We start from the raw sequence: 26,067 nt of genomic DNA, 5'->3' as shown, positions 1-26,067 counted from the left end.
CCGCGCCCCTAGGTACCTAGGGGCGCGGGGAACTGCGCGACCAGCCACAACGCACCCGCAGCCGCAGCCGCGACGTGGCGGCAGCCCCCAGTCGGGTCGGGCAACCCTCAGACGAGGTTGACCGACCGTGCCTGCGTCGCTCCGATCTCCTCCGCCAGCTCCGTCAGCACCGGCTGCGGAACCGTGTCGTCCACCGTCAGCACCGCAAGCGCCTCGCCGCCCACGTCCGCACGCGCGACCTGCATACCGGCGATGTTGATGCCCGCCTCGCCGAGGATCCGGCCGAGCGTGCCGACGACGCCGGGGCGGTCGGTGTAGTTGAGGACGACCATGTGGTCGGCGAGCGCCAGATCCACGTCGTACTCACCGACGGCGACGATCTTCTGGTGGTGCTTGGGACCGGCGAGCGTGCCGGAGACCGAGACCTCCTGACCGTCGCTGAGGGTGCCGCGCACGATGACCACGTTCCGGTGGTCCGCGGACTCCGAGCTCGTGGTCAGCCGTACCTCGACGCCGCGCTCCTGCGCGAACAGCGGGGCGTTGACGTAACTCACGGTCTCGTCGACGACGTCCTCGAAGACACCCTTGAGCGCGGAGAGTTCGAGCACCTTGACGTCGTGCTGGGTGATCTCGCCGTACACCTCGACGTCGAGGCGGACCGCGACCTCGCCCGCGAGCGCGGTGAAGATGCGGCCGAGCTTCTCGGCGAGCGGCAGGCCCGGCTTGACGTCCTCGGCGATGACTCCGCCCTGGACGTTCACCGCGTCCGGGACCAGCTCGCCGGCGAGGGCGAGCCGCACCGAGCGGGCGACGGAGATGCCGGCCTTCTCCTGCGCCTCGTCCGTGGAGGCACCGAGGTGCGGGGTGCTGACGACCTCGTCGAGCTCGAAGAGCGGGGAGTCCGTGCAGGGCTCCTTCGCGTACACGTCGAGGCCGGCGCCGGCGACGCGGCCCTCCTTGAGCGCGGAGTACAGCGCTGCCTCGTCGACGATCCCGCCGCGCGCGGCGTTGACGATCCGCACCGACGGCTTGACCTTGTGCAGCGCCTCGTCGCCGATGAGACCGACGGTCTCGGGCGTCTTCGGCAGGTGCACGGTGATGAAGTCGGAGACTTCGAGGAGCTCGTCGAGCGACAGCACCTTGACGCCCATCTGCGCGGCCCGCGCCGGCTGGACGTACGGGTCGTAGGCGACGACCTTCATGCCGAAGGCCGACATGCGCTGGGCGACGAGCGCGCCGATGCGGCCCAGGCCCACGACACCGAGGGTCTTCTCCGCGAGCTCGACACCCGTGTACTTGCTGCGCTTCCACTCGCCGTTCTTGAGGGCCGCGTTGGCCTGCGGAATGTGGCGGGCGGTGGCGAGCAGGAGACCGCAGGCCAGCTCGGCGGCGGTCACGATGTTCGAGGTGGGGGCGTTGACGACCATCACGCCGGCCTTGGTGGCGGCGGCGACGTCCACGTTGTCCAGGCCGACGCCGGCTCGTGCGACGACCTTCAGTTTGCGTGCGGCGGCGACGGCCTCGGCATCGACCTTCGTCGCGGAACGGATCAGGATCGCGTCGACGTCGGCGATGGCGGGCAGCAGTTCGGCGCGGTCTCCGCCGTTGCAGTGCCGGATCTCGAAGTCCGGGCCCAGGGCGTCGACGGTGGCGGGCGACAGCTCTTCAGCGATGAGTACGACAGGTTTCGAGCTCACGTGAGTCCTCACAAGTCCAATGCGGACGGCCGTCCCGACGGCCGCATGCGGTGGAGGGGAGCAACACCTCGGTGTCGCGATTGCCGCGTGGAAGACGCACGACGCTGTGGGCCCGACGCGTATGTAGTGGTGCAGTCTAGTGGCGACGCGCAGTGTTCACGCGCCTCCACAGAAGGATCACCCGCACGTGCAAGATCCAGCGTGCGTGATCCGGTCACGCGCAATTGGAGCCCCTCCGGCGATTGAGGAGCGGGGTCCGGGGCAGAGCCCCGTGGCAGCACCTCAGGCAGACAGCCACGGCCGTGGCACCGGGGCAACCCCGGCACCACGGCCGAACCGACGGAGTCACTCGTCGTCGTTGACCCACGACATGAGCTTGCGCAGCTCCTTGCCCGTGGTCTCCAGGAGGTGGTTCTCGTCCTTGGTCTTGTACTCGTTGTACTTCTTCAGACCGCCGTGGTACTCGTCCATCCAGGCCTGGGCGAAGGTGCCGTCCTGGATCTCGCCGAGGATCTTCTTCATCTCGGCCTTGGTGGCGTCCGTGATGATCCGCGGGCCGCTGATGTAGTCGCCCCATTCGGCGGTCTCCGAGATCGACCAGCGCATCTTCTCCAGGCCGCCCTCGTACATGAGGTCGACGATGAGCTTCAGCTCGTGCATGCACTCGAAGTACGCGATCTCCGGCTGGTAACCGGCCTCGGTCAGCGTCTCGAAGCCGGCCTTGACCAGCGCGGCCGTGCCACCGCAGAGGACGGCCTGCTCACCGAACAGGTCGGTCTCGGCCTCCTCGGTGAAGGTCGTCTTGATGACGCCGGCGCGGGTGCCGCCGATGCCCTTGGCGTACGAGAGAGCGAGCGCGAAGCCCTTGCCGGTCGCGTCCTGCTCGACGGCCGCGATACACGGAACGCCGCGGCCCTCCTCGTACTGGCGGCGGACGAGGTGGCCCGGGCCCTTGGGGGCGACCATGCAGACGTCGACGCCGGCCGGGGGCTTGATGAAGCCGAAGCGGATGTTCAGGCCGTGGCCGAAGAACAGCGCGTCGCCGTCCTTCAGGTTGTCCTTGATGGATTCCTCGTAGACCTGGCCCTGGATCGGGTCCGGGACGAGGATCATGATGACGTCGGCCTCGGCGGCGGCCTCCGAGGGGGTCACCACGCGCAGGCCCTGCTCCTCGGCCTTCGCCTTGGACTTGGAGCCCTCGTGCAGACCGACCCGGACGTCGACACCCGAGTCACGGAGCGACAGTGCATGGGCGTGGCCCTGACTGCCGTAACCGATGACCGCGACCTTGCGGCCCTGGATGATGGACAGGTCGGCATCGGCGTCGTAGAACAGCTCGGCCACTTTGGGTTCTCTCCTTGGTGTGCGGGTGTTGCTTCCCACCGTATGCCGGGGGGATGAGGGGAAGTTCCGGGGTCTCGGAATGCGGGCGGCCGACGGCTGCCGACCGCCCAGTTCCGGTCATGCGTGCATCTTCTACGGGGCCTACGCGGACCGGTCCAGCGCGCGCAGCGAGCGGTCGGTGATCGAGCGGGCGCCGCGGCCGACGGCGATCGTGCCGGACTGGACGAGCTCCTTGATGCCGAACGGCTCCAGCATCTTGAGCATGGCCTCCAGCTTGTCGCTGCCACCGGTGGCCTCGATCGTGACGGCCTCCGGAGAGACGTCGACGGTCTTGGCGCGGAACAGCTGGACGATCTCGACGATCTGGGAACGCGTCTCGTTGTCGGCGCGCACCTTCACCAGGACGAGTTCGCGCTGAACGGCCGAGCCGGGTTCCAGTTCGACGATCTTCAGCACGTTGACGAGCTTGTTGAGCTGCTTGGTGACCTGTTCGAGCGGGAGTGCCTCGATCACGTTCACCACGATGGTGATGCGCGAGATGTCGGGGTGCTCGGTGACACCGACGGCCAGCGAGTCGATGTTGAAACCGCGGCGGGAGAACAGGGCGGTGATCCGGGCGAGGACACCGGGCTTGTTCTCCACCAGGACGGAGAGCGTGTGCTTGGACATGGGTCTGTTTCCTTTACCTACGGCTTCCGTTGCCTACGGCTCTCAGTCGTCTTCGTTGTCGCCGAAGTCGGGGCGGACGTCCCGGGCGGCCATGATCTCGTCGTTCGAGGTGCCGGCGGCGACCATCGGCCACACCATGGCGTCCTCGTGGACGATGAAGTCGACCACGACGGGCCGGTCGTTGATCGAGTTCGCCTCTTCGATGACCTTGTCGAGGTCGTCCGGCGACTCGCAGCGGATCGCGTAGCAGCCCATGGCCTCCGACAGCTTCACGAAGTCGGGGACGCGGGTGCCGGCGCCCGTGGCCGAGCCGTCGGCCGCCGTGCCGGGACCGGAGTGCAGCACGGTGTTGGAGTACCGCTGGTTGTAGAAGAGGGTCTGCCACTGGCGGACCATCCCGAGGGCGCCGTTGTTGATGATGGCGACCTTGATCGGGATGTTGTTCAGGGCGCAGGTGGTGAGCTCCTGATTGGTCATCTGGAAGCAGCCGTCGCCGTCGACCGCCCAGACCGTACGGTCCGGCATGCCGGCCTTGGCGCCCATCGCGGCCGGCACGGCGTAGCCCATCGTCCCGGCGCCGCCCGAGTTCAGCCAGGTCGAGGGCTGCTCGTACTGGATGTAGTGCGCGGCCCACATCTGGTGCTGGCCCACGCCCGCGGCGAAGATCGTTCCCTGCGGGGCGAGTTGACCGATGCGCTCGATGACGTGCTGCGGCGAGAGCGAGCCGTTGTCGGGCTGCTCGTAGCCCAGCGGGTACGCCTCGCGCCAGCGGTTGAGGTCCGTCCACCAGGCGGTGTAGTCGCCCGCGTGTCCCTCGCTGTGCTCCTTCTGCACGGCCTGCACCATGTCGGCGATGACCTCGCGGGCGTCACCGACGATCGGCACGTCGGCGGCGCGGTTCTTGCCGATCTCGGCCGGGTCGATGTCGGCGTGGACGATCTTCGCGTGCGGCGCGAAGCTGTCCAGCTTGCCGGTGACGCGGTCGTCGAAGCGGGCTCCGAGGGCGACGATCAGGTCGGCCTTCTGCAGCGCGGTGACGGCGGTGACCGCACCGTGCATGCCCGGCATTCCCACGTGCAGCGGGTGGCTGTCGGGGAATGCGCCGAGCGCCATCAGTGTGGTGGTGACGGGCGCTCCGGTGAGTTCTGCGAGGACCTTCAGTTCGGCGGTGGCGCCGGCCTTGAGGACGCCGCCGCCGACGTAGAGGACGGGCCGCTTGGCCTGGGTGATCAGCCGGGCCGCCTCGCGGATCTGCTTGGCGTGCGGCTTGGTCACCGGGCGGTAGCCCGGCAGGTCCTGGGTGGGCGGCCACTGGAACGTGGTCCGCGCCTGGAGGGCGTCCTTGGCGATGTCGACCAGGACCGGTCCCGGTCGGCCGGTGGAGGCGATGTGGAAGGCCTCCGCGATCGTGCGCGGGATGTCGTCGGCCCGGGTCACCAGGAAGTTGTGCTTGGTGATCGGCATGCTGATGCCGACGATGTCCGCCTCCTGGAAGGCGTCCGTACCGATCGCCTTGGACGCGACCTGTCCGGTGATCGCGACCAGCGGCACCGAGTCCATGTGCGCGTCGGCGATCGGCGTGACCAGGTTGGTGGCGCCGGGGCCACTGGTCGCCATGCAGACCCCGACCTTGCCGGTGGCCTGCGCGTATCCGGTGGCCGCGTGGCCCGCGCCCTGCTCGTGGCGGACGAGCACGTGCCGCACCCGCTTGGAGTCCATCAGCGGGTCGTAGGCCGGAAGGATCGCACCGCCGGGAATGCCGAATACCGTCTCGGCCCCGACCTCCTCAAGAGAACGGATGAGGGACTGCGCTCCCGTCACCTGCTCGGGGGCGGACTGCTGTCCTGAGGAACGGGGCCGCGGCTGCGGGTGGTGGGCCCCGGTGGCCTGCTCGGTCATCGGCATTCTCTTCTCGATGCTGAGGGTTTTTGCGAGTTTTGTGCGAGCTGCGCTTGCTGATCGACAGTCACTTGTGCAACAAAAAACCCCTCGTGCCGTGAGGCAGGCGAGGGGAGCGCGTCGGGTGCGGTCGCTGGGAGTTCCGGGTCATCGATCCGGTGCTTCCCAGCTCAGCCGACGCGCTTTCCAAGTACGAGAATTCGGGTGCGCATGGCACAGACCCTCCCTCCGGGGCGCTGTGCGTGTCAAGTGGGTGGGACGGGAGTCTCATTATGTGAGCGCAGAACGGTGCCGGTTCCGTACCCTCCCGAGACCGTCCCCGCCGCGTAGGCACTCGCGCCCCCGCCTGCGAAGACGCCGCTGCCGCCGCCCACGAGGACGGGCTCGACGGGACCGCGCGGCACGGGGTAGGCGCCGGCCGCCAGGGCGCGGCGCAGCCGGTACTCGTCCAGGGGTCCGGAGAAGGCCACGCCCTGCCCGTGGGTGCAGCCCATCGAGCGCAGGGCGACGACCTGCTCGGGCAGGTCCACGCCCTCGGCCACGGACTGCAGCCCCAGGTCGTTCGCGATCCGCAGCAGCCCGCTGGTGATCTTGTGGAGCCGGGCGGACTCGACGACGCCCTCGACCAGCGAGCGGTCCAGTTTCAGTACGTCGACGGGCAGCCGGCGCAGCGCGGTGAGCGCGGCGTAGCCACTGCCGAAGCCGTCCAGGGCGATCCGGACACCGAGCCGTCTGAGTGCCTTCAGACGGCGCTCCAGCTCGTCCAGGGAGACCTTGGGGTCCATCTCGGCCAGTTCCACGATCAGGGCGCCGGAGGGCAGCCCGTGCCGGGTCAGCAGGGCCTCCACGGAACTCAGCGGCATGGAGCGGTCGAGAAGTCTGCGGGCGGTCATCCGGACGGCGACGGGCACGGCGAGCCCGGTGGCGGCGCGCTCGGCGGCCTGCTCGACGGCCTCCTCCAGCATCCAGCGGCCCAGTTCGGCGGTGCGGTCGCTGTCCTCGGCGACGCGCAGGAACTCGGCGGGCGTGAACAGCACGCCCTGGGCCGAGCGCCAGCGTGCCTGTGCGACCACCGTGGTGATCCGGCCGGTGTCCAGGGAGACCACGGGCTGGTGCAGCAGCGCGAACTCGCCGTCGTGCAGGGCGGCACGCAGTCTGGTGGCCAGCTCCGCCTTCCGTACGACGTCCTGCTGCATCTGTGGCGCGTACAGCTCGACGCGGCCCTTGCCCGCCGCCTTCGCCCGGTACATCGCCAGGTCGGCGTTGCGCAGCAGCTCGCCCGCGCCCAGGCCCGGCTCGGAGAAGGACACCCCGATGGAGGCGGCGACACGGACGTCGTTCCCGTCGATGAGGTACGGCTGCGAGAGGGTCGTACGGAGCCGGTCGGCGAGCTCGAAGATATGGCGCTCGCGCGCGGTGCGGTCGCGGGAGCCGTCGCCGACGATCAGGGCGGCGAACTCGTCGCCGCCGAGCCGGGAGGCGGTGTCCCCCTTGCGGACCGCGTCCTGGAGTCTGCGGGCGGCCTGGACGAGGAGCTCGTCGCCTGCCTGGTGGCCGATGGTGTCGTTGACCGCCTTGAATCCGTCGAGGTCGATGAAGAGCACGGCGGTGCCGTTGTCGGAGGAGCGGCGGCCGGAGAGCGCCTGGCCGACACGCTTGGTGAACAGGGCGCGGTTGGGCAGGTCGGTGAGGGGGTCGTGCTCGGCGTTGTGCTGTAACTGGGCCTGCAGGCGGACCCGCTCGGTCACGTCACGGCTGTTGAAGATGAGGCCGCCGTGGTGGCGGTTGACGGTCGACTCGACGTTGAGCCAGCCTCTCCCGCCGCCGGACCTGAAGCGGCACTCGATGCGGGTGGTGGGCTCCTCGGCGGGGCTGGCGGCGAGGAAGCGGCGCACTTCGTGCACGACGCAGCCCAGGTCCTCGGGGTGGATCAGCGAGGCGAGCTCGGAGCCGACCAGGTCCTCGGCGGGCCGTCCGTAGACCCCGGCCGCGGCCGGGCTGACGTACCGGAGGATGCCGTTCGGAGCGGCGATCATGATGACGTCGCTGGAGCCCTGCACCAGGGAGCGGAAGTGGTTCTCCTTCGTGGCCAGTTCCTGGGTGAGGGTGATGTTGTCGATGAGCATGATGCCCTGGCGCACGACGAGGGCGAGCACGACCGTGCCTCCCGTGACGAGCACCACCCGGTCGACGCTGCGGCCGTTGAGCACGTTGTAGAGGATCCCCAGCGTGCAGACGGCGGCGGCCAGGTAGGGAGTGAGTGCCGCCAGCGAACTGGTGATGGGCCGGCTGGCCGGATACCGACTGTGGCCCCCTTCATGGCCCCCTCCTTCCTGGAAGGGCAGGTGTGCCGGTCGTTCCTGCCGGGGCCCGGGCACGTAGCCGTGCACCACGCGCGTGTGTCCCTCTTCTTCCGGGTGACCGTGTCGGTGCCCCATCCAGGGGGCGTAGGCGAGCAGCAGGGAGCCGGCGAACCAGCCGGCGTCGAGCAGCTGCCCGGAGCGGTAGTCGTTGTGCAGCAGTGGTGAGGTGAACAGGGCGTCGCACATCACGGTCAGGGCCAGTGCCCCGATCGCGGTGTTCACCGCGGAGCGGTTCACCGCCGAGCGCCTGAAGTGCAGTGCGAGCACCATGCTCACGAGGGCGATGTCCAGCAGCGGATACGCGAGCGACAGCGCGGTGTGGGGGACGCTCGGCTCCTCCGCCTTCGCCGCCTGGGCGAGCGCGAGACTCCAGGAGAGCGTGAGCAGCGAGCCGCCGATCAGCGAGGCGTCCAGGGCCAGGCAGACCCAGCCGGCCTTGCTCACCGGCCGTTTGGCGAGCACGAGGAGTCCCACGATGGCCGGCGGCGCGAAGCACAGGAAGAACAGGTCGGCGTAGCTCGGGCTGGGCACGGGGCTGCCCAGGACCACCTCGTACCACCCCCAGACGAAGTTGCCCGCCGCCGCCATCGCGGAGGAGAGCGAGAAGAGCAGCCATGCGGGTCGAAAGCGGCTGCGCCGGGTGCGGGCGCACAGGAAGCACGAGACGGCCGCGGCGGCGGCTGCCGCGCTCAGCCCGAAGTCGCCCATGACGAGCGCGAGCTTCGGCGAACCCCAGCCCAACGCGGAACCGACCGCGTACCCCGCGCACAGAAGGGCGAGCACGAGCTGCGGGACCAGGCCCACCCCGCCCGCGGTGACCGGGCCACGGGCCGGCGACGTCACCGGGGGGCTCACTGTGCTTCTCCGGTCCGAGCCGCCCCCGAGTCCCTCTGGTCCCGGTGGGCCGGATGCGGGTGCCGCCTGCGGCCGCTCGGCCGACGGTGGTGATGGCCGCAGTGGCCGCATCTGCGCGCGGGTGGACACCAGGGTCGCCGTCGGCGTTCCCGCCGCGTCGGATCGTTGGTCCATAGGCCGTACATCGTCCGTCGCCCCCCTCGCTCCTGCTGTCTCTCGTTCCCCGGCGCCGAATGGTGCGTGGCGCAGCCCCTGTCGGGACGATACACCAGTCTCGTCACTCAGGGACATAGCACCTCTACGCTCCGTGACGATCAACGACAATACGGATACGGCCCGCATTCACCGGACTGCGGAGGGTGCCCACGGATACCCATGGGACCCTCCACTCGACCGCGGTCGGAAGTGGGTGAGGATTACGAGCCCGTCGTAAGGACCACGTTGTGCAGGGGTTCCCGGTTCACAAATCGATTCAACTGGTCCACGAGAAGCCGCTGGGCGCGCGGGAAGAACGCGGAGGTCGGGCCGCCCACATGGGGGCTGATGAGCACGCCCGGCGCATGCCACAGGGGGTGCCCCGGGGGAAGCGGCTCGGGGTCGGTGACGTCCAGGGCCGCCCGGAGCCGGCCGCTCTCCAGCTCGGCCAGGAGCGCCTTGGTGTCGACGACACCGCCGCGGGCCACGTTCACGAGGAGCGCCCCGTCCTTCATCCGGGCCAGGAACTCGGCGCCGGCCAGGCCCTTCGTCTGCTCGGTGAGGGGTGTGATGAGCACCACCACATCGGCTTCCGGAAGGAGTTCGGGCAGAGCGGCGATCGGAAGCACTGGGCCGCGCGCCGTCTCACGTGCGGAGCGCGCGACGCGCGCCACCCGCGCGAGCTCGAACGGCGCGAGCCGGTCCTCGATGGCCGAGCCGACCGCTCCGTACCCGACGATCAGGACGTTCTTGTCCGCGAGCGCGGGACGGAACCCCGACCGCCATTCCTCGCTGTCCTGCCCGCGGACGAAATCGGGGATGCCCCGCAGCGAGGCGAGGATCAGGGTGAGGGCGAGTTCGGCGGTGCTGGCGTCGTGCACACCGCGCGCGTTGCACAACTGCACACCCCTGGGCAGTAGTTCAAGACCCGGCTGGACATGGTCTATGCCGGCCGACAGGGTCTGCACGGCCTTCACGGACGTCATGCCGGCCATGGGCCGCACCGCGACGTCGCTGCCCTTCATGTAGGGCACGACATAGAAGTCACAGTCGGCGGGATCGGCGGGAAAGTCCCCCTCGCCGTCCCAGAATCGGTAGTCGGGGCCTTCGGGCAGGCCGTCGAGTTCCGCTGCGGGAAACGGGAGCCACACTTCGTACGTCATGGTCAGGAGGCTATGCGAAGCGCCCGTGGCCGCGGAGGCCGGTGCGCGGAGGTTAGTTTGGGGTGCCGGGAACAGGGAGGGCGCGACCAGGTGGAGCGCAGAACGATCGGGGCGACGGCGCTCGAAGTAGGGGCTGTCGGCCTCGGGTGCATGCCGATGACCTGGGCGTACTCCGGTTCGCGGCAGCGGGGTGCCGAATCGCTGCGCACCGTGCACGCGGCCCTCGACCGGGGTGCGACGCTCCTGGACACCGCCGACATGTACGGGCCCTTCACCAACGAGCTGCTGGTGGGGCGCGCGCTGAAGGAGCGGCGTTCGGAGGCCTTCGTGTCGACCAAGGTCGGCCTGCTGGTGGGTGAGCAGCACATCGTGGCCAACGGCCGCCCCGGCTATGTGAAGCGGGCGTGCGACGCCTCTCTGCGCCGGCTGCAGACCGACGTCATAGACCTCTACCAGCTGCACCGCGAGGACCCCGAGGTGCCGGTCGAGGAGACGTGGGGCGCGATGGCGGAGCTCGTCTCTGCGGGGAAGGTGCGGGCGCTCGGGCTGTGCGCGGTGGGCGCGCGCTCCGGGCGCAGACCCGGAGCGCGGCTGCACGACGCGACGATCCGGAAGCTGGAGCGGGTGCAGCAGGTCTTTCCGGTGAGCGCGGTGGAGGCCGAGCTGTCGGTGTGGTCGCCCGAGGCGCTGGAGGACCTGCTGCCGTGGTGCGAGGCGCGCGGCGTCGGCTTCCTCGCGGCGATGCCGCTCGGCAACGGCTTCCTGACCGGGACGCTCACTCCGGGCGAGGGGTTCGAGCCCGACGACGTACGGGCCCGGCATCCCCGTTTCACCGCCGAGATGATGGCCGCGAACCAGCCGATCGTCGCCGGCCTGCGCCGCATCGCCGCCCGCCACTCGGCCACGGCACAGGGGGCGGCTGTCACCCCCGCGCAGGTGGCTCTCGCGTGGGTCCTGTCGCGCGGCCGGCAGGTGGTCCCGGTGCCCGGGACCAAGCGGGAGTGCTGGGCCGCGGAGAACGCGGCGGCGGCCGGGCTGCGGCTGACGCCGGAGGACCTCGCCGAGGTGACGGAACTGCCTTCGGCGCTGGGGTCCTGGGACTGAGAGGCCCAGAAACGCCAGAAACGCCGGGACGTCACGAAACCGCGGGAACTGCCGGAACTCCGGGAACTCCTGCTCCTGAATCGCCCGGTTCGGGCAGGGGTCCGGCGGTTCGATGTCCGTGATCGGGAACTCGTGGGGCCCCAGCGGTGTATGAAAAGGAGAACCTGCCGCGTCGAAGGGAACCCGCATTGTGCAACGTCGAGCCGTGACGGCCGTGTTGGCCGCAGCCACGCTCCTGCTGACGGCCGGGTGCTCCTCGGACGACGGGGAGGACTGGGGCGGCGGGAAGAGTACGTCTCCGGACAGCTCGGAGTCCGGCGCCTCCGCCCCGGCCTCCGGTCAGGCGGCCGAGGAGACACCGCCCGCCAAGGGCTCCGTGAAGGTCGTACGGACCGTCACGGAGGGCCTGAAGACCCCCTGGGGCCTGGCGCCCCTGCCCGAGGGCGGCCTCCTGGTGTCCTCCCGGGACGAGGGGACGATCACCCGGGTCGACGAGAAGACCGGGAAGAAGACCGAGCTGGGCGCGGTGCCCGGAGTCGCCCCCGGCGGCGAGGGCGGCCTGCTGGGCCTGGCCCTCTCTCCCTCGTACGCCTCGGACCACATGGTGTACGCGTACTTCACCTCGGACTCGGACAACCGCATCGTGCGCATGCAGTACGACGCCAAGAGGCCGGCCGGCGAGCAGCTGGGCGCGCCCGACACCGTGTTCAGGGGCATCCCCAAGGGCACCAACCACAACGGCGGCCGGATCGCCTTCGGCCCGGACAAGATGCTGTACGCGGGCACGGGCGAGACCTACGTCACCGAGCTGGCCCAGGACAAGAAGTCGACGGGCGGCAAGATCCTGCGCCTGACGCCGGAGGGCGAACCGGCACCGGGCAACCCGTTCGACTCGCCGGTCTACTCGTACGGCCACCGCAATGTGCAGGGTCTGGCCTGGGACACCGAGCAGCGTCTGTTCGCCTCGGAGTTCGGCCAGGACACCTGGGACGAGCTGAACCACATCAAGCCGGGCGGCAACTACGGCTGGCCGGACGTGGAGGGCGAGTCCGACGACTCGAAGTACGAGAGTCCGATCGACCAGTGGAGCACCGACGAGGCCTCCCCCAGCGGCATCGCCTACGCGGAGGGCTCCGTCTGGATGGCGGGCCTGCGCGGCAAGCGGCTGTGGCGCATCCCGCTCAAGGGCACCGAGGAGTCGGCGGACCCGCAGGCCTTCCTGGAGGGCGACTACGGCCGCCTGCGCACGGTGGTCTCGGCGGGCGGCGACAAGCTGTGGCTGGTCACGAGCGAGACGGACGGCAGGGGGACCCCGGGCGACGGGGACGACCGGATTCTTGAGCTGCAGGTGAAGTAACGCCGGAACACCGACCGAGCAGCGCCGAGCCTAGGCGCGGGCTCCTGGGCCGACTGGATCGCCAGGGCCGCCCGGGTCGGCTTGATCGCCCGGGTCGACAGGGTCGGCTGGATCGCTCAGGTCGGCCGGGTCGGCTGGATCACTCGGGTCGACAGGGTCGGCTGGATCCGCCGGATCGGCTGGATCCGCCGGGTCGGCCAAGGCCGTCGCGTCGTCCGGCTCGGTCCGGTCTGCGTGGTCGTCGTCGCGCTCCCCCGCGGGATGCGTCTGCAGGCGTACGACCACCTTGCCCGAGGTGAGATCTATGGGGCCCCGGCCGGGGTCACCGTCGTTCAGGTCCACGCGGGTCAGTTCGAGCCGCTTGCGTTCGTCCTGGGAGTGCTTGCGCCCCGGGGCGAAGAGATCCTCGATCATGTTGAACACGATGCCTCCCTCGGCCCGGCGTCTCTTACAGCGTAAACCTCACCGCGCGGAGCTCATCGTCTCCGGTGGGAAGAGGCGCATGCGGTGCGCGACCGCCGCCGCCTCGCCCCGGCCGGAGACCCCGAGCTTGGCCAGGATGTTCGAGACGTGGACGCTGGCCGTCTTCGGGGAGATGAACAGTTCCCCGGCGATCTGCCGGTTGCTGCGGCCGACGGCCACCAGCCGCAGGACGTCGCGCTCCCGGCCGGTGAGACCGAGCGCCTCGGCCGGGTCGGCGGGAGCGGGGGAGGTCCTGCCAGGCGCCCCGGTGAGCGTGAGGCGGGCCCGCTGCGCGAGCAGGGAGACCGCGTCGGCGAGCGGGCGTGCCCCGAGGTGATCGGCAACGGCGCGGGCCAGCCGCAGCAGTTCGGTGGCGCGGCCCCGCTCCTCCTCCGTACCGCCCGAGCCCAGCAGGGCCTCCGCGAGCCGGTACCGCACGCGGGCCAGGTCGTACGGACGCTCCAGCGTTTCGAAGGCCCCGACGGTCTCGGACCAGTCCTCCGGGGCGTCTTGGCCCTCGGCGCGCAGCAGTTCGGCACGTACCCAGCGCTCGTACGCCTGCCAGACGGGCACGTTCGTGGCGAGGGACTTGGCGGTCGTACGGAGGCGCTCGACGAGTTCGGCGCCGGCCAGTCCGCGGGCGTCGGCCTCCGCGGTCGCCGCGGCCAGCAGCAGGGGCCAGCCGTAGCGGTGGGTGCCCGGCGGGAAGCCGAGGCTCAGGGCGGCGTCGAGCTCCGCGCGGGCGTCGAGGAGGCGGCCTTCCTCGGCGGCGATACCGATCGCGAGGGTGGTCAGCGGCAGCGCGTGCTGGGGTACGGCGTCATGGGTGCCGAAGTGGCCGCGGGCGAGCGCCAGTTGGTCTCTCGCGGCGGCCAGGTCACCCCGGGCGAGGGCGAGCCGGGCATGCAGCATGCTGCGGAAACCGCGTGGCTTGGCGCTCTGGCCGACCCGCTCCGCGTTGTAGCCGGCCTCGGCGACCTCGTCCCAGCGGCCCAGGGAGAAGAGGGACTCGCCGAGGTTGCCCCAGACCCAGGCCTCGCTGTCCAGCAGGCCGAATCCACGAGTGAGCTCGACGCCTTCCCTCAGGACGCGGACGGCTTCCAGGGAGCGGCCGACGCCCTCCAGATGGGACGGCAGGTTCACATGGGCCCGGCCCACCACGTAGGCGGCGCCCAGTTCCGTGGCCCGTTCCTTCACCTCGTGGACCTCGGCGAGTCCGGCGTCGATGTCGCCCGACTCGACCAGGAGTCCGCCCAGGGTGAGCCGTGCGTTCAGCTCGATGTCGCGGGCGCCCACCATGCGGGCGTACTGCACGGCGCGCTCGGCGGCCTGGAGCGCGTCCGGGCCCGGCCGGTGCGTCATCGACCAGTTGGCGACGTTGGCGAGGACGTCGGCGTGCACCTCGGACGGCGGCAGCCCTCGGACCAGGTCCTGCGCGGTGGCCAGTTCCTGCCATCCGTCGCCGCGGCCCTGCGCCTCGACGAGGCGGGAGCGCTGGATCCAGAACCAGGCGGCGCGCAGCGGGTCCTGCTCGTCCTCCAGAAGGCGCAGGGCCCGCTTCGTTATCTGCAGTGCGCGCTTGCGTTCCCCGCAGAACCGACCCGCCACCGCGGCCTCGGCCATCAGGTCGAGATAGCTCAGCGGTGTGGTGGCCGGGTCGCAGCCGCTCGGCGGATAGGCCTCGGTGTAGTCGACGGGCCGCAGCCCGGCGCGTACGGCCTCGGGGGCCGTCTCCCACAGCTCCATCGCCCGCTCCAGGAGCCGCAGTTGCTCGGAGTAGGCATGCCGGCGGCGGGCCGACACGGAGGCGTCCAGGACGGCGGGCAGGGCCTTGGCGGCGTCGTGCGCGTGGTACCAGTGGCTGGCAAGGCGGGCGGCCCGCTCGCCGGCCGGTACCAGCAGGGGGTCCGCCTCCACGGCTTCCGCGTACCGGCGGTTGAGGCGCGAGCGCTCGCCGGGCAGCAGGTCGTCGCCGACGGCCTCGCGCACCAGGGAGTGGCGGAAGCGGTAGCCGTCCCCGTCGGGCGTGGCGAGCAGGATGTTGGCGCCGACGGCGGCCCGCAGCGCCTCGATGAGGTCGTCCTCGGAGAGCCGGGCCACCGCCGCGAGCAGCCGGTACTCCACGGTCGAGCCGCCCTCGGCGACGATCCTGGCGACCCGCTGGGAGCTCTCGGGCAGGCTCTCGACCCGGACGAGGAGCAGGTCGCGCAGGGAGTCGGTGAGGCCGGCGCAGCCGCCGTCGCGGGCGGCGACGGCCAGTTCCTCGACGAAGAACGCGTTCCCGTCGGAGCGGGCGAAGATGTCGTCGACCTGGGCCGGGCCGGGCTCACAGGCGAGGATTCCGGCGATCTGGCGGCCGACTTCGGGGCGGCTGAAGCGGCCGAGTTCGATCCGGCGGACGGTGCGCAGCCGGTCGAGTTCGGCGAGCAGGGGGCGCAGCGGGTGGCGGCGGTGGATGTCGTCGGCGCGATAGGTGGCGACGACGAGGAGGCGTCCGCTGCGCAGGGTCCGGAAGAGGTAGGCGAGGAGGTGGCGGGTCGAGGCGTCCGCCCAGTGCAGGTCCTCCAGGAGGACGACGACCGGGCGGTCCGCGGCGACGCGTTCCAGGAGACGGACGGTGAGTTCGAAGAGGCGGGCCATGCCGTCCTCGTCGTGCCGCCCGCGCGCGCTCTCCCCCAACTCGGGCAGGAGCCTGGCCAGTTCCTCCTCCTGCCCGGCGGCCGCGGCGGCCAGTTCGTCGGGCAGGTGGCGGCGCAGGGCCCGCAGGGCGGTGGAGAACGGCGCGAAGGGCAGCCCGTCGGCGCCGATCTCGACACAGCCGCCGACCGCCACGACGGCGCCCTCGCGGCAGGCGCCGGCCGCGAACTCCTCGATGAGCCGGGTCTTGCCGACGCCGGCCTCACCGCCGAGCAGCAACGCCTGCGGCTCGCCCGCGGCGGCGCGGGCGAGCGCTTCTTTCAGTACGTCCAGCTCGTCGGTCCGGCCGACGAAGACCGGACTGACGGACCTGGTCTCCACGATGCCGAGCATCGCACAGGGGTCTGACACCGCGGCACTGGTTATCGGGGCCCTGGTCACCGGAGGCCTGGTCATCGGGGCCTGACCGGGGAGGGCGGTCACCGCGGCGCCCTCGCCCCGCTCGGGGCGGCCGACCCCCGTACGGCCGCCCCGCGGTGCCCCGGCGCTCATGCGGCGCGCGTGAACCGGAGCCCGCGCTGCCGCCGGCCGTTCACCTGCCCCTCGCTGTCGTGGTGCCCTGTTCGCGCGGCCAGGCGCCGGGCGGCACGACGGCCGCGGACGGCCTCACGGGCCATGCGGTAGTTGTCGGCGTCGCGGATCATCTCCGCGGAACGGATCTGCTGGATCTCGTACTCGAACATCTCGTACCCCTCGTGGAGAGTCATTTCCTGGTGAGTCACTTCTTGGCGAGTCACCGCCGACTTCGTTCGTCGGCGATGTCTCAACCTTCGTCTCCAAGGGGGGTGCGCCACATCGGGAGAGTTCCGCATCTTGCACGCACGAGGGGCCTTAGTTCCGTCGTAAGTGGCTCACGGCGGAACTAAGGCCCCTCAGGGCGTACGGGTTGTCAGGATGTACGAGTGGTCAGCCCGTGTTCGGCATGCCGAGGAGGACGTCGGAGTACTTGAGGGCGGCCAGCAGCAGGCCGACGACGCCGAGCGAGACGCCCGCCCAGGCGACGGACTTGACCCACGGGGACTGGACGGCGATCCGGTCCGGGTTGCCGAACGCGGGCCTCACCAGCACCACGACGCCGACGATCAGCGCGGCGAGCGCGAAGAAGCCGGCGATCAGGGCGTTGGTGTTCCAGGAGTCGGCGTACACCTGCTTGATCTGCGTGGCCACCGGCGCGCCCTGCGCGGTCTCCAGCTGGCCGTACAGCGAGTCGCGGGCCTGGGCGACGGTGCCGACCCAGCTCCCGGTCAGCGAGACGATGCCGAGTCCGGCGGAGACGATCGCGGCGGCGCCCATGGCCACACCGGAACCGGCGCCCGCCGCGGCTGCGACCTGCTCGTTCTCGCCCTCGTCGTCGCTCGCGCCGTCGTGCTCCTCCGCCTCGGCGTCCGTGACCTCTTCGACTTCTCCGACCTCTCCGACCTCTCCGGTCGTGCCCTTTTCGTCACCCTTGCCGAGCGTCACGGTCTTGTCGTCGCGCTGTGCCTCGGTGCCGGTCTCGGTTCCGGCCTCGTTCTCTGTCTTGGTTCCCATGCTCCGCACGGTACGGACGCTGTCTGAGAATTTCTTAAAGATCCCACGATCGTCACGCGCGGGCCGGCACATCGCCTTGTTCGTCGCCCCGAACGCGTCCGTCACTGCGTACGCGTCGTCAGTCCGTACGCGTCGTCATTCCGCACGCGCGCGTGCGGCGCGCCACTCCTCCGCGAGGACCGACCACACCTCCGTGTCGTGGCGTACGCCCCGGTGGAGATGGTTCTCTCTGAGGACGCCGTCGCGGCTCATGCCGAGCCGTCGTGCCACGTTCAGGCTGGGCTCGTTGCCGCTGGACGCGTACCACTCCACGCGGTGGATGCCGCGCTCGTCGACCGCCCAGTCGATGAGGACCCGTGCCGCGCGCGTGACCAGGCCGCGGCCCGCCGCCGCGGGTTCCAGCCAGCAGCCGACCTCGCAGGTGCCCTTCGCCGCGTCGAAGACCCGGAAGAGCACGCCGCCGACGAGTACTCCGTCCAGCCACACCCCGTGCAGGCCGCCCGAGTCGGCGGCCTTCTTGTCGGCGTACGACTGGAGCAGTTGGCGCGCGGAGTCGACGTCCGTGGCGGCCGCGCCGAAGGCGATGTACTGCTGGACGAACTCGCGTCCGCGGTCGAGATGGGCGAGGAACTCCTGGGCGTGCCACGGCTCCAGGGCCCGCAGTTCGGCGCCGTCGTCACCGAGGGATATCGCGTACATCCTGCGGTTGCTCCTTCACGTTCTTCACGTTCTTCATTGTGTGCGCTGTGTGCGCTGTGTGCGCTGTGTTCACGGTTCGCGCCGTCACGTTCACGAGCGCGTCGTCCCGGGCTCCCGGGATCTTCGCACGGGGGCCCGCGCCCGCGGTACGGATTTCCGGCGGCTCGATACTGAGGCGCGGCAGGTTCCGGTCGAGCCAGCCGGGCAGCCACCAGTTGGCTCCGCCCAGCAGGTGCATGAGGGCCGGCACCAGGAGCGTACGCAGCACGAACGCGTCGAGGGCGACGGCGGCGGCGAGCGCCGTGCCGAACATCGCGATGATGCGGTCGCCGCTGAGCACGAAGGCCAGGAAGACCGCGATCATGATCACGGCGGCGGAGTTGATCACCCGGCTGGTCTCCGCGAGGCCCACGCGGACGGCCCGGCGGTTGTCGCCGGTCTCCAGCCACTCCTCGTACATCCTGCTGACCAGGAACACCTGGTAGTCCATGGAGAGCCCGAAGAGCACGGAGACCATGATCACGGGCAGGAAGGGCTCGATGGGGCCCGCTCGGCCAAGACCCAGCAGTTCGCTGCCCCAGCCCCACTGGAAGATCGCGACGACGACTCCGAAGGAGGCGGCGACGGCGGCGACGTTCATGGCGGCGGCCTTCAGGGGGATGCCGACGGACCGGAAGGCGAGCAGCAGCAGGACGCAGCCGAGGCCGATCACCACGCCCACGAAGAGGGGCAGTTTGCCGACGATGACGTCGGCGAAGTCGTCGTATCCGGCGGTCAGGCCGCCGACCCGCAGGTCGAGCGTGGTCCCGGTCTCGGCCCGCGGCAGCACGTCGTCGCGGAGCCGGTCGACGAGTTCGCTGGTCCGCCGGGACTGCGGCGAGGAGTCCGGTACCACGGCGACGTAGGCGGTGTCTCCGTCGCTGTCGTACCTCACCGGGGTCGCGGCCCGGACGCCCTCGGTCTCCCGGAGCGTGGCGTCCAGGTTGTCGAGGGCGAGCCGGTCCTGGGCGCCGGTGACGGGGGTGACGAGGGTCAGCGGCCCGTTCAGGCCGGGCCCGAAGCCGTCCGCGAGCAGGTCGTACGCCTGTCGCGTGGTGGCCGTCTCCGGGTTGGTGCCCTGGTCGGAGGTGCCCAGGTGCAGGGAGAACATCGGCAGTGCGAGCAGGGCCATGACGGCCAGGGCGGCACCGCCGAGGAGCCGCGGGTGCCGTTCGACGAAGACGGACCAGCGGGCGGCGAGCCCGGTGGGGAGTTCCGGTTCGGGCCCGTGCTCGTCGAGCCGGCGGCGTTCGCGGCGGCTCAGCGCGCGCATGCCGATGAAGGAGAGCAGCGCGGGCAGCAGGGTCACGGCGGCGGCGACCGTGAGGAACACGGTGAGGGACGCGGCGATCGCGACCCCGTTGAGGAAGCCGAGTCGCAGTATGACCATGCCGAGCAGGGCGATACAGACGGTGGCGCCCGCGAAGACGACCGCGCGCCCGGTGGTGGCCACCGCGTTCCGGGCGGCCTCCTCGACCGGCAGCCCGCGCTTGAGACCACGGCGGTGTCTGGTCACTATGAACAGCGCGTAGTCGATGCCGACGCCGAGCCCGATCAGCATGCCGAGCATCGGCGCGAAGTCGGCGACGGTCATCACGTGCCCGAGGAGCACGATGGCCGCGTACGCGGTGCCGACGCTCACCAGGGCCGTGGCGATGGGCAGCAGCGAGGCCGCGAGGGAGCCGAAGGCGAGGAAGAGGACCACCGCGGCGACGGCCACGCCGACGATCTCGGCGAGGTGCCCGCCCGAGGACTCGGTGAGGGCGACGGCCTGGCCGCCCAGTTCGACCTGGAGTCCGTCGGTGGCGGCGGCCTTCGCGGCGGCGACGACCGCGGCGGCCTCGCCCCGGTCGATGTTCTCGGCCGGGTCGTCGAAGGTCACGGTGGCGTAGGCCGTACGCCCGTCACCGCTGATCTGCCCTTCGCCGTGGCCCGCGCCGTGGCCCGCGCCCGCGCCGCGGCCTTCGTACGGGTCGCGACCTTCGTACGGGCCGTCGACGGCGGCCACTCCGGGCAGGCCGGCGACCTCGGCGAGAGTACGGGTCATGGTCTGTTCGACGTCGGCCGCGCGGACCGTGCCGGTGCCGGAGTGCCAGACGACGGTGTCGCTGTCGCCGCCGAGGCGGGGGAAGTTGTCCCGGAGGAGCTCGGCGGCACGGCCCGACTCGGTGCCCGGCACCTCGTAGTCGTTCGAGTACGCGGATCCGGCGACGGAGGCGGCGGCGGTGATCCCGCCGAGGGCGAGGAGCCAGAGCAGTACGGCGACGAGGCGATGGCGGACGCACCAGCGTGCTAGGGCTGCCACGGACGAGCTCCCTGAGTAATTTGTGGATCTTTATCGGGAACTGCCCGCAAAGAACGCAAGACTGATGCGTTGTCACTCTTCCAGCGGAAAGTGATCGTCGGACTCATTCATGGGCTTCTGCACAGGAGTGCGAGACAGTTGACACGACAATCCAATGAACCCTGTCGTCCCTCAGCGCGACCGCAGGCACGCCAAGGGGAAGCACATCGACTCCGATGCACCCCCCGTTTGACGGACACGGCTCAGCGCCGTCGCCGTTCGTAACCCCGCAGGAACGCCCGCACTCCGGACGCGATCAGCTCGTCCCGTTCCTCGTCCGCGATGGGCACCGCCCCCTGGTAGGTGCGGTCGCTGATCTCGGCGCCGGTGAGCTGCATGAAGTGGGTCGCCGCACGCGCCGGGTCGGACGCGTCGAGGAGCCCCTCCTCGGCCAGCTCCCGGAAGCGTGCGGCCACTTCCTTGAGGGCACGGTCAGGACCGGCGGCACGCCACGCGTCCAGGAACTCCTGCGGAATGTGGCCGACCTCGGCCCGCAGCTGCCGTACGACGGCGAAGTGGTCGCGGTACTTGTCCATCGGCGACATCCAGGCGTGCGCGAAGTCGACGAGGTCGGCCTCCAGGTCCGTGACCTTGTACAACCGCCGGTCGATGGCGTCGATATGAGCCCGTACGACCTCCTCGGACCCCTCCACGACGACGACACGGAAGAGCTGTGCCTTCCCTTCGGGAAAGTGGTTGTAGATCGTGCGGGAGGAGACTCCGGCCTCCTTGGCGATGGAGTCGATGCCGGCGCGGGTGTAGCCGTCGCGTCCGAAGACACGGCGGGCTCCCCGCACGATGGCCTGCCGCTTCTCCACGAGCCCCTGCCTCACGCGCGCTGCCCCTTCCTGTCGCCCGTCACGGTATCCGGACCACGGGGACCACCGCGGGAACCACTACGGGGACCACCGCGTGAACTACAACGATCGTTGCACACATTGCCATGAACGTTGTACTTTTCCGTCATGACGAACTCGAACGCGAACTCACCCATCCCGTCCCCCTTCTCGAACGACCCTCTTCGCGTCGTCGTCCTGACGGGCTCGACCCGCGAGGGCCGCTTCGGTCCGGTCGCCGCCGACTGGTTCCTGCGGTTCGCCGCCCAGCGCGGCGATCTCGAACTGGACCCGCTCGACCTGGCGGAGCACCCCCTGCCCGAGGTCGTGTCGCCCGCGCCCCACCCGGAGGCCGCCGCGGTCACGGAGCGTCTCGCCGCGGCCGACGCCTTCGTCGTGGTCACACCCGAGTACAACCACAGCTTCCCCGGGCCCCTGAAGAACGCCATCGACCTGCACTTCACGCAGTGGCAGGCCAAGCCGATCGGCTTCGTGTCCTACGGCGGCATCGGCGGCGGGCTGCGTGCCGTCGAGCAACTGCGGCTCGTCTTCGCGGAGTTGCATGCCGTGACGATGCGGGACACCGTGAGTTTCCACCGCACGTCGGAGAACTTCGCCGACGACGGTTCACTGCTGCGGCCCGAGATCCCCGAGGGCGCGGGCAAGGCGATGCTGGACCAGCTGAGCTGGTGGGGGCGCACTCTGCGGGCCGGTCGCACCCACACCGCGTACGGGGCACGATGAGCGGCGATTCGCCTCGTTCAGGGGCGCGGGGGAACTGCGCGACCAGCCACAACGCACCCACACCCGCACCCGCACCCGCACCCGAGCTGCCACCCTCCGGGGAACGCCGGAGGGGCGGTGCACCTGACCCAGGTGCACCGCCCCTCCGTACGCTCAGCGCAAACCAACAGCAGAGCCGAGACCGCGAGGGCTAGCCCTCGACGCCCAGCTTCTCCAGGATCAGCTCCTTGACGCGGGCCGCGTCGGCCTGGCCCCGCGTGGCCTTCATGACCGCGCCCACCAGGGCACCGGCCGCCGCCACCTTGCCGCCACGGATCTTGTCCGCGACGCCCGGGTTCCCGGCGATGGCCTCCTCGACGGCGGCCGTCAGGGCGCCCTCGTCGGAGACGACCTTCAGGCCGCGCTTCTCGACGACCTCGTCCGGAGTGCCCTCGCCCTTGACGACACCCTCGATGACCTGACGGGCCAGCTTGTCGTTGAGGGAGCCCTCCTTGACCAGGGCGGCCACCCGGGCGACCTGCTCGGGCGTGATGGCCAGGGCGTCCAGGGACACCCCCGACTCGTTGGCCGCGCGCGCCAGCTCGCCCATCCACCACTTGCGGGCGGAGGCCGCGTCGGCGCCCGCCTCGATGGTGGCGACGATGGGGTCGATGGCACCGGCGTTGAGCATCGACTGCATGTCGTGGGCGTTGACGTCCCACTCCTCGCGCAGCCGGTTGCGGCGGGCCAGCGGCTGCTCGGGCAGCGTCGCGCGCAGCTCCTCGACCCACTCGCGGGACGGGGCGACGGGTACCAGGTCGGGCTCCGGGAAGTACCGGTAGTCCTCGGCCTCCTCCTTCACGCGGCCCGCGGTCGTGGACCCGGTGTCCTCGTGGAAGTGGCGGGTCTCCTGGATGATCGTGCCGCCGTCGTTCAGCACGGCGGCATGCCGCTGGATCTCGAAGCGGGCCGCGCGCTCGACGGAGCGAAGCGAGTTGACATTCTTCGTCTCGCTCCGCGTGCCGAACTTCTCCCGGCCGTGCGGGCGCAGCGACAGGTTCACGTCGCAGCGCATCTGGCCCTGCTCCATCCGGGCTTCCGAGACACCGAGCGCCTTGATGAGCTCGCGCAGCTCGGCGACGTACGCCTTGGCGACCTCGGGAGCGCGCTCGCCCGCGCCCTCGATCGGCTTGGTGACGATCTCGATGAGGGGGATGCCGGCGCGGTTGTAGTCGAGCAGCGAGTGCGAGGCACCGTGGATACGGCCCGTCGCACCACCGACGTGCAACGACTTGCCGGTGTCCTCCTCCATGTGGGCGCGCTCGATCTGCACGCGGAAGACCTCGCCGTCGTCCAGCTGGACGTCGAGGTAGCCGTTGAAGGCGATCGGCTCGTCGTACTGGGAGGTCTGGAAGTTCTTCGGCATGTCCGGATAGAAGTAGTTCTTCCGGGCGAAGCGGCACCACTCGGCGATCTCGCAGTGCAGCGCGAGACCAATCTTGATCGCGGACTCGACGCCGATCGCGTTGACGACCGGCAGCGCGCCGGGCATGCCCAGGCAGGTCGGGCAGGCCTGCGAGTTGGGCTCGGCGCCCAGCTCGGTGGAGCACCCGCAGAACATCTTGGTCTTGGTGCCGAGTTCGACATGGACTTCGAGGCCCATGACGGGGTCGTACGACGCCAGCGCGTCCTCGTACGACACCAGGTCAGTCGTGACAGTCACGGTGAAACATTCCCTCTCAGCCCAGCAGGACGTCGTCGTCGCCCAGGCGCTTGAGCTCCCGGTAGAGGATGGCGAGCCCGGTGACGATGGCGGCGGCGGATACGGCGGCGTCGATGAGCCTCAGGGTGTCCCCGTCGGCGCGGGCCAGCTTGACCTGCTTGGCGACACTGATCGCGCCGAACGCAGTACTGCCGAGCGACACGTACACACCGGTCTTCGACTTCTTGAAGTTCTTTGCCTTCTTGGCCATGGCACTCACAGCGACGGAGCCTCCTCGATCAACGGGTGACCCCAGCGTTCCACGAACGCGGCCTCGACGGCGGCTCCCACTTTGTAGAGGCGGTCGTCCTTGAGGGCCGGCGCGATGATCTGCAGGCCGACGGGCAGGTTGTCCTCGGGCGCGAGGCCGCAGGGCAGCGACATCGCGGCGTTGCCCGCGAGGTTCGTCGGAATGGTGCACAGGTCCGCGAGGTACATCGCCATCGGGTCGTCGGCGCGCTCGCCGATCGGGAAGGCGGTGGTCGGCGTCGTCGGGGAGACGATCACGTCGACCTGCTCGAACGCCTTCTCGAAGTCCCGCGTGATGAGCGTACGGACCTTCTGCGCGCTGCCGTAGTAGGCGTCGTAGTAGCCGGAGCTGAGGGCGTACGTGCCGAGCATGACGCGGCGCTTGACCTCGTCGCCGAAGCCCGCCTCACGGGTGAGGGCGGTGACCTCCTCGGCGGAGTGCGTGCCGTCGTCACCGACGCGCAGGCCGTAGCGCAGGCCGTCGAACCGGGCGAGGTTGCTCGAACACTCGGACGGGGCGATGAGGTAGTACGCCGACAGGGCCAGGTCGAAGGACGGGCAGTCGAGCTCTACGATCTCGGCGCCGAGCTCCTTGAGGAGCGAGACCGACTCGTCGAAGCGCTGCACGACACCGGCCTGGTAGCCCTCGCCGCGGAACTGCTTCACGATGCCGACGCGCATGCCGTCCACGCTGCCGTTGCGGGCGGCCTCGACGACGGACGGTACCGGTGCGTCGATGGAGGTCGAGTCCAGCGGGTCGTGTCCGGCGATGACCTCGTGGAGGAGTGCCGCGTCGAGCACCGTACGGGCGCAGGGCCCGCCCTGGTCGAGGGAGGACGAGAACGCGACCATCCCGTACCGCGACACCCCGCCGTACGTCGGCTTCACGCCGACCGTGCCGGTGAGGGCGGCGGGCTGGCGGATGGAGCCGCCGGTGTCGGTGCCGATGGCGAGGGGCGCCTGGTAGGAGGCGAGGGCCGCGGACGAGCCGCCGCCGGAGCCGCCGGGGACGCGCGTGAGGTCCCAGGGGTTGCCGGTGGGCCCGTACGCGCTGTTCTCGGTGCTGGACCCCATGGCGAACTCGTCCATGTTGGTCTTGCCGAGAATGACCACGTCGGCGGCCTTCAGCCGCTTGGTGACCGTGGCGTCGTAGGGCGGGATCCAGCCTTCGAGGATCTTCGACCCGACGGTGGTCGGAACGCCCTCGGTGGTGAAGATGTCCTTGAGGGCGAGCGGCACGCCGGCGAGCGGTCCGAGCTTCTCGCCCCGCTCCCGCTTCTCGTCGACGGCACGGGCCTGGGCGAGCGCCCCTTCCCGGTCGACGTGCAGGAAGGCGTGCACCTTCTCGTCGACGGCCTCGATCCGGGCGAGGTGCGCCTCGGTGACCTCGACGGCGGTGAGCTCACCGGAGGCGATCCGGGAGGCGATCTCGGAGGCGGTGAGCTTGATGACGTCGACGTTGCTGTTCACGTGGTTCGTGCTGTCCGTCATGGTGATTAGTCCTCCCCCAGGATCTGCGGCACCTTGAAACGCTGCTGCTCCTGGGCCGGGGCGCCGGAGAGCGCCTGCGCGGGGGTGAGCGACGGACGGACCTCGTCCGCGCGCATGACGTTCGTCAGCGGCAGCGGGTGGGAGGTCGGTGGTACGTCTTGGTCGGCGACCTCACTGACGCGGGCGACCGCGCCGATGATGTCGTCGAGCTGACCGGCGAAGTGGTCGAGCTCTTCGCCCTTCAGCTCAAGACGCGCCAGCCGGGCGAGGTGGGCGACCTCCTCGCGCGTGATGCCAGGCATGCAGCGATCCTCAGGGGTGAGTGCGTGTGGTTTGGCCCAATCCTATGGGGCGCGCGGGATTCCCCGTACATCGGTTTCCCCGTCACCGGCCGGCACGGGGCACACGCGGGGCACATACGGACCGTACCGCCGGCACACGACCGCACCCCCACACACCCGAAACCACCGGCATCCGCCTGCGCGGGCGGAGGACACGGCACGAAGGCGCGGGCCATGCCTGCCGGGCCATGCAGGGTGCGCCGACTGGTGAGGCCGCGTCGGTGTGCGGGGCCGGGCCGATGTGGGGG

At 70.5% G+C, this 26,067-nt stretch carries 20 protein-coding genes; 3 read left to right on the top strand and 17 right to left on the bottom strand.

Going from position 1 to position 26,067, the window contains the following annotated elements; translation table 11 throughout:
- Positions 1 to 107: 107 nt before the first annotated feature.
- The 6 genes from serA to AOK01_RS34575 all read right to left on the bottom strand — a co-directional run bounded on the left by serA (position 108) and on the right by AOK01_RS34575 (position 10,185).
- A complete protein-coding gene (gene serA, locus AOK01_RS34600) occupies positions 108 to 1,697 on the bottom strand; it encodes a phosphoglycerate dehydrogenase (protein ID WP_055518710.1) in 1,590 nt (529 codons plus the stop codon).
- A 345-nt stretch (positions 1,698 to 2,042) separates the two neighbouring features.
- Complete coding sequence (ilvC, locus tag AOK01_RS34595; RefSeq protein WP_055518709.1) at positions 2,043 to 3,041, bottom strand: ketol-acid reductoisomerase; 999 nt, start codon at positions 3,039 to 3,041, stop codon at positions 2,043 to 2,045.
- A 141-nt stretch (positions 3,042 to 3,182) separates the two neighbouring features.
- Positions 3,183 to 3,710: an acetolactate synthase small subunit gene (ilvN, locus tag AOK01_RS34590; protein WP_055518707.1), complete on the bottom strand. Its 528-nt coding sequence runs from the start codon at positions 3,708 to 3,710 to the stop codon at positions 3,183 to 3,185.
- Positions 3,711 to 3,752: 42 nt separating this feature from the next.
- Positions 3,753 to 5,615 carry an acetolactate synthase large subunit gene (locus AOK01_RS34585; protein WP_055518705.1) on the bottom strand — a complete coding sequence of 621 codons (1,863 nt, stop codon included), beginning with the start codon at positions 5,613 to 5,615 and terminating at the stop codon, positions 3,753 to 3,755.
- Positions 5,616 to 5,854: 239 nt separating this feature from the next.
- A complete protein-coding gene (locus tag AOK01_RS34580) occupies positions 5,855 to 8,938 on the bottom strand; it encodes a putative bifunctional diguanylate cyclase/phosphodiesterase (RefSeq protein WP_079104006.1) in 3,084 nt (1,027 codons plus the stop codon).
- 305 nt (positions 8,939 to 9,243) lie between these two features.
- Positions 9,244 to 10,185 (bottom strand): 2-hydroxyacid dehydrogenase, encoded by a 942-nt coding sequence (locus AOK01_RS34575; protein ID WP_055518703.1) that lies wholly within the window; start codon positions 10,183 to 10,185, stop codon positions 9,244 to 9,246.
- Between the two features lie 90 nt (positions 10,186 to 10,275).
- Here AOK01_RS34575 and AOK01_RS34570 point away from each other — a divergent pair, with 90 nt between their 5' ends.
- Positions 10,276 to 11,289 (top strand): aldo/keto reductase, encoded by a 1,014-nt coding sequence (locus AOK01_RS34570; protein ID WP_079104005.1) that lies wholly within the window; start codon positions 10,276 to 10,278, stop codon positions 11,287 to 11,289.
- A 205-nt stretch (positions 11,290 to 11,494) separates the two neighbouring features.
- Entirely contained in the window at positions 11,495 to 12,646 is a 1,152-nt protein-coding gene (locus AOK01_RS34565) for a PQQ-dependent sugar dehydrogenase (protein WP_055518701.1), read from the top strand.
- Positions 12,647 to 12,676: 30 nt separating this feature from the next.
- Here AOK01_RS34565 and AOK01_RS46695 read toward each other — a convergent pair whose 3' ends face one another.
- From AOK01_RS46695 to AOK01_RS34530, 7 genes are all read right to left on the bottom strand, one after another.
- Positions 12,677 to 13,060 (bottom strand): DUF6191 domain-containing protein, encoded by a 384-nt coding sequence (locus AOK01_RS46695; RefSeq protein WP_382033372.1) that lies wholly within the window; start codon positions 13,058 to 13,060, stop codon positions 12,677 to 12,679.
- A gap of 48 nt (positions 13,061 to 13,108) precedes the next feature.
- On the bottom strand, positions 13,109 to 16,138 hold the full coding sequence (locus AOK01_RS34555) for a helix-turn-helix transcriptional regulator (RefSeq protein WP_055518697.1): 3,030 nt from the start codon (positions 16,136 to 16,138) through the stop codon (positions 13,109 to 13,111).
- Positions 16,139 to 16,293: 155 nt separating this feature from the next.
- A complete protein-coding gene (locus AOK01_RS34550; protein WP_370880270.1) occupies positions 16,294 to 16,512 on the bottom strand; it encodes a hypothetical protein in 219 nt (72 codons plus the stop codon).
- Positions 16,513 to 16,711: 199 nt separating this feature from the next.
- Positions 16,712 to 17,335, bottom strand: a complete 624-nt coding sequence (locus AOK01_RS34545) for a hypothetical protein (RefSeq protein WP_055518695.1) — start codon at positions 17,333 to 17,335, stop codon at positions 16,712 to 16,714.
- 135 nt (positions 17,336 to 17,470) lie between these two features.
- Complete coding sequence (locus tag AOK01_RS34540; protein ID WP_055518693.1) at positions 17,471 to 18,034, bottom strand: GNAT family N-acetyltransferase; 564 nt, start codon at positions 18,032 to 18,034, stop codon at positions 17,471 to 17,473.
- Positions 18,012 to 20,378 (bottom strand): MMPL family transporter, encoded by a 2,367-nt coding sequence (locus tag AOK01_RS34535; RefSeq protein ID WP_079104004.1) that lies wholly within the window; start codon positions 20,376 to 20,378, stop codon positions 18,012 to 18,014. The genes AOK01_RS34540 and AOK01_RS34535 overlap by 23 nt, the downstream gene beginning before the upstream one ends.
- Positions 20,379 to 20,620: 242 nt before the next feature.
- Entirely contained in the window at positions 20,621 to 21,250 is a 630-nt protein-coding gene (locus AOK01_RS34530) for a TetR/AcrR family transcriptional regulator (protein WP_198427924.1), read from the bottom strand.
- A gap of 132 nt (positions 21,251 to 21,382) precedes the next feature.
- On the opposite strand from AOK01_RS34530, the gene AOK01_RS34525 reads away from it, so the two are divergent.
- Positions 21,383 to 21,997 carry an NADPH-dependent FMN reductase gene (locus AOK01_RS34525; RefSeq protein WP_107099996.1) on the top strand — a complete coding sequence of 205 codons (615 nt, stop codon included), beginning with the start codon at positions 21,383 to 21,385 and terminating at the stop codon, positions 21,995 to 21,997.
- A 190-nt stretch (positions 21,998 to 22,187) separates the two neighbouring features.
- On the opposite strand, the gene gatB is transcribed toward AOK01_RS34525, so the two are convergent.
- From gatB to gatC, 4 genes are read right to left on the bottom strand one after another with little or no spacing between them, the layout of a single operon-like run.
- Entirely contained in the window at positions 22,188 to 23,699 is a 1,512-nt protein-coding gene (gatB, locus tag AOK01_RS34520; protein WP_055518689.1) for an Asp-tRNA(Asn)/Glu-tRNA(Gln) amidotransferase subunit GatB, read from the bottom strand.
- Positions 23,700 to 23,715: 16 nt separating this feature from the next.
- A complete protein-coding gene (locus tag AOK01_RS34515) occupies positions 23,716 to 23,949 on the bottom strand; it encodes a hypothetical protein (RefSeq protein WP_055518688.1) in 234 nt (77 codons plus the stop codon).
- A gap of 5 nt (positions 23,950 to 23,954) precedes the next feature.
- On the bottom strand, positions 23,955 to 25,478 hold the full coding sequence (gene gatA / locus AOK01_RS34510) for an Asp-tRNA(Asn)/Glu-tRNA(Gln) amidotransferase subunit GatA (RefSeq protein WP_055518686.1): 1,524 nt from the start codon (positions 25,476 to 25,478) through the stop codon (positions 23,955 to 23,957).
- Positions 25,479 to 25,483: 5 nt separating this feature from the next.
- On the bottom strand, positions 25,484 to 25,780 hold the full coding sequence (gene gatC / locus AOK01_RS34505) for an Asp-tRNA(Asn)/Glu-tRNA(Gln) amidotransferase subunit GatC (protein ID WP_003966094.1): 297 nt from the start codon (positions 25,778 to 25,780) through the stop codon (positions 25,484 to 25,486).
- Positions 25,781 to 26,067: the final 287 nt, after the last annotated feature.

Origin of the sequence: Streptomyces aurantiacus, assembly GCF_001418335.1 — a bacterium.
In the GTDB taxonomy this organism is placed as follows: domain Bacteria; phylum Actinomycetota; class Actinomycetes; order Streptomycetales; family Streptomycetaceae; genus Streptomyces; species Streptomyces aurantiacus.
Note: the sequence above shows the minus strand (reverse complement) of the source record. Positions and strands in the feature narration are given on the sequence as shown.

Coding starts and splice junctions, on each gene's coding strand:
- gatC (WP_003966094.1), bottom strand. CDS start 25,780: ATGCCTGGCATCACGCGCGAGGAGGTCGCCCACCTCGCCCGGCTGGCG.
- AOK01_RS34525 (WP_107099996.1), top strand. CDS start 21,383: ATGACGAACTCGAACGCGAACTCACCCATCCCGTCCCCCTTCTCGAAC.
- AOK01_RS46695 (WP_382033372.1), bottom strand. CDS start 13,060: ATGATCGAGGATCTCTTCGCCCCGGGGCGCAAGCACTCCCAGGACGAA.
- AOK01_RS34575 (WP_055518703.1), bottom strand. CDS start 10,185: ATGACGTACGAAGTGTGGCTCCCGTTTCCCGCAGCGGAACTCGACGGC.
- AOK01_RS34550 (WP_370880270.1), bottom strand. CDS start 16,512: ATGACTCTCCACGAGGGGTACGAGATGTTCGAGTACGAGATCCAGCAG.
- AOK01_RS34545 (WP_055518695.1), bottom strand. CDS start 17,335: ATGGGAACCAAGACAGAGAACGAGGCCGGAACCGAGACCGGCACCGAG.
- AOK01_RS34585 (WP_055518705.1), bottom strand. CDS start 5,615: ATGCCGATGACCGAGCAGGCCACCGGGGCCCACCACCCGCAGCCGCGG.
- AOK01_RS34580 (WP_079104006.1), bottom strand. CDS start 8,938: ATGCGGCCACTGCGGCCATCACCACCGTCGGCCGAGCGGCCGCAGGCG.
- AOK01_RS34515 (WP_055518688.1), bottom strand. CDS start 23,949: ATGGCCAAGAAGGCAAAGAACTTCAAGAAGTCGAAGACCGGTGTGTAC.
- AOK01_RS34540 (WP_055518693.1), bottom strand. CDS start 18,034: ATGTACGCGATATCCCTCGGTGACGACGGCGCCGAACTGCGGGCCCTG.
- AOK01_RS34555 (WP_055518697.1), bottom strand. CDS start 16,138: ATGCTCGGCATCGTGGAGACCAGGTCCGTCAGTCCGGTCTTCGTCGGC.
- ilvN (WP_055518707.1), bottom strand. CDS start 3,710: ATGTCCAAGCACACGCTCTCCGTCCTGGTGGAGAACAAGCCCGGTGTC.
- gatA (WP_055518686.1), bottom strand. CDS start 25,478: ATGACGGACAGCACGAACCACGTGAACAGCAACGTCGACGTCATCAAG.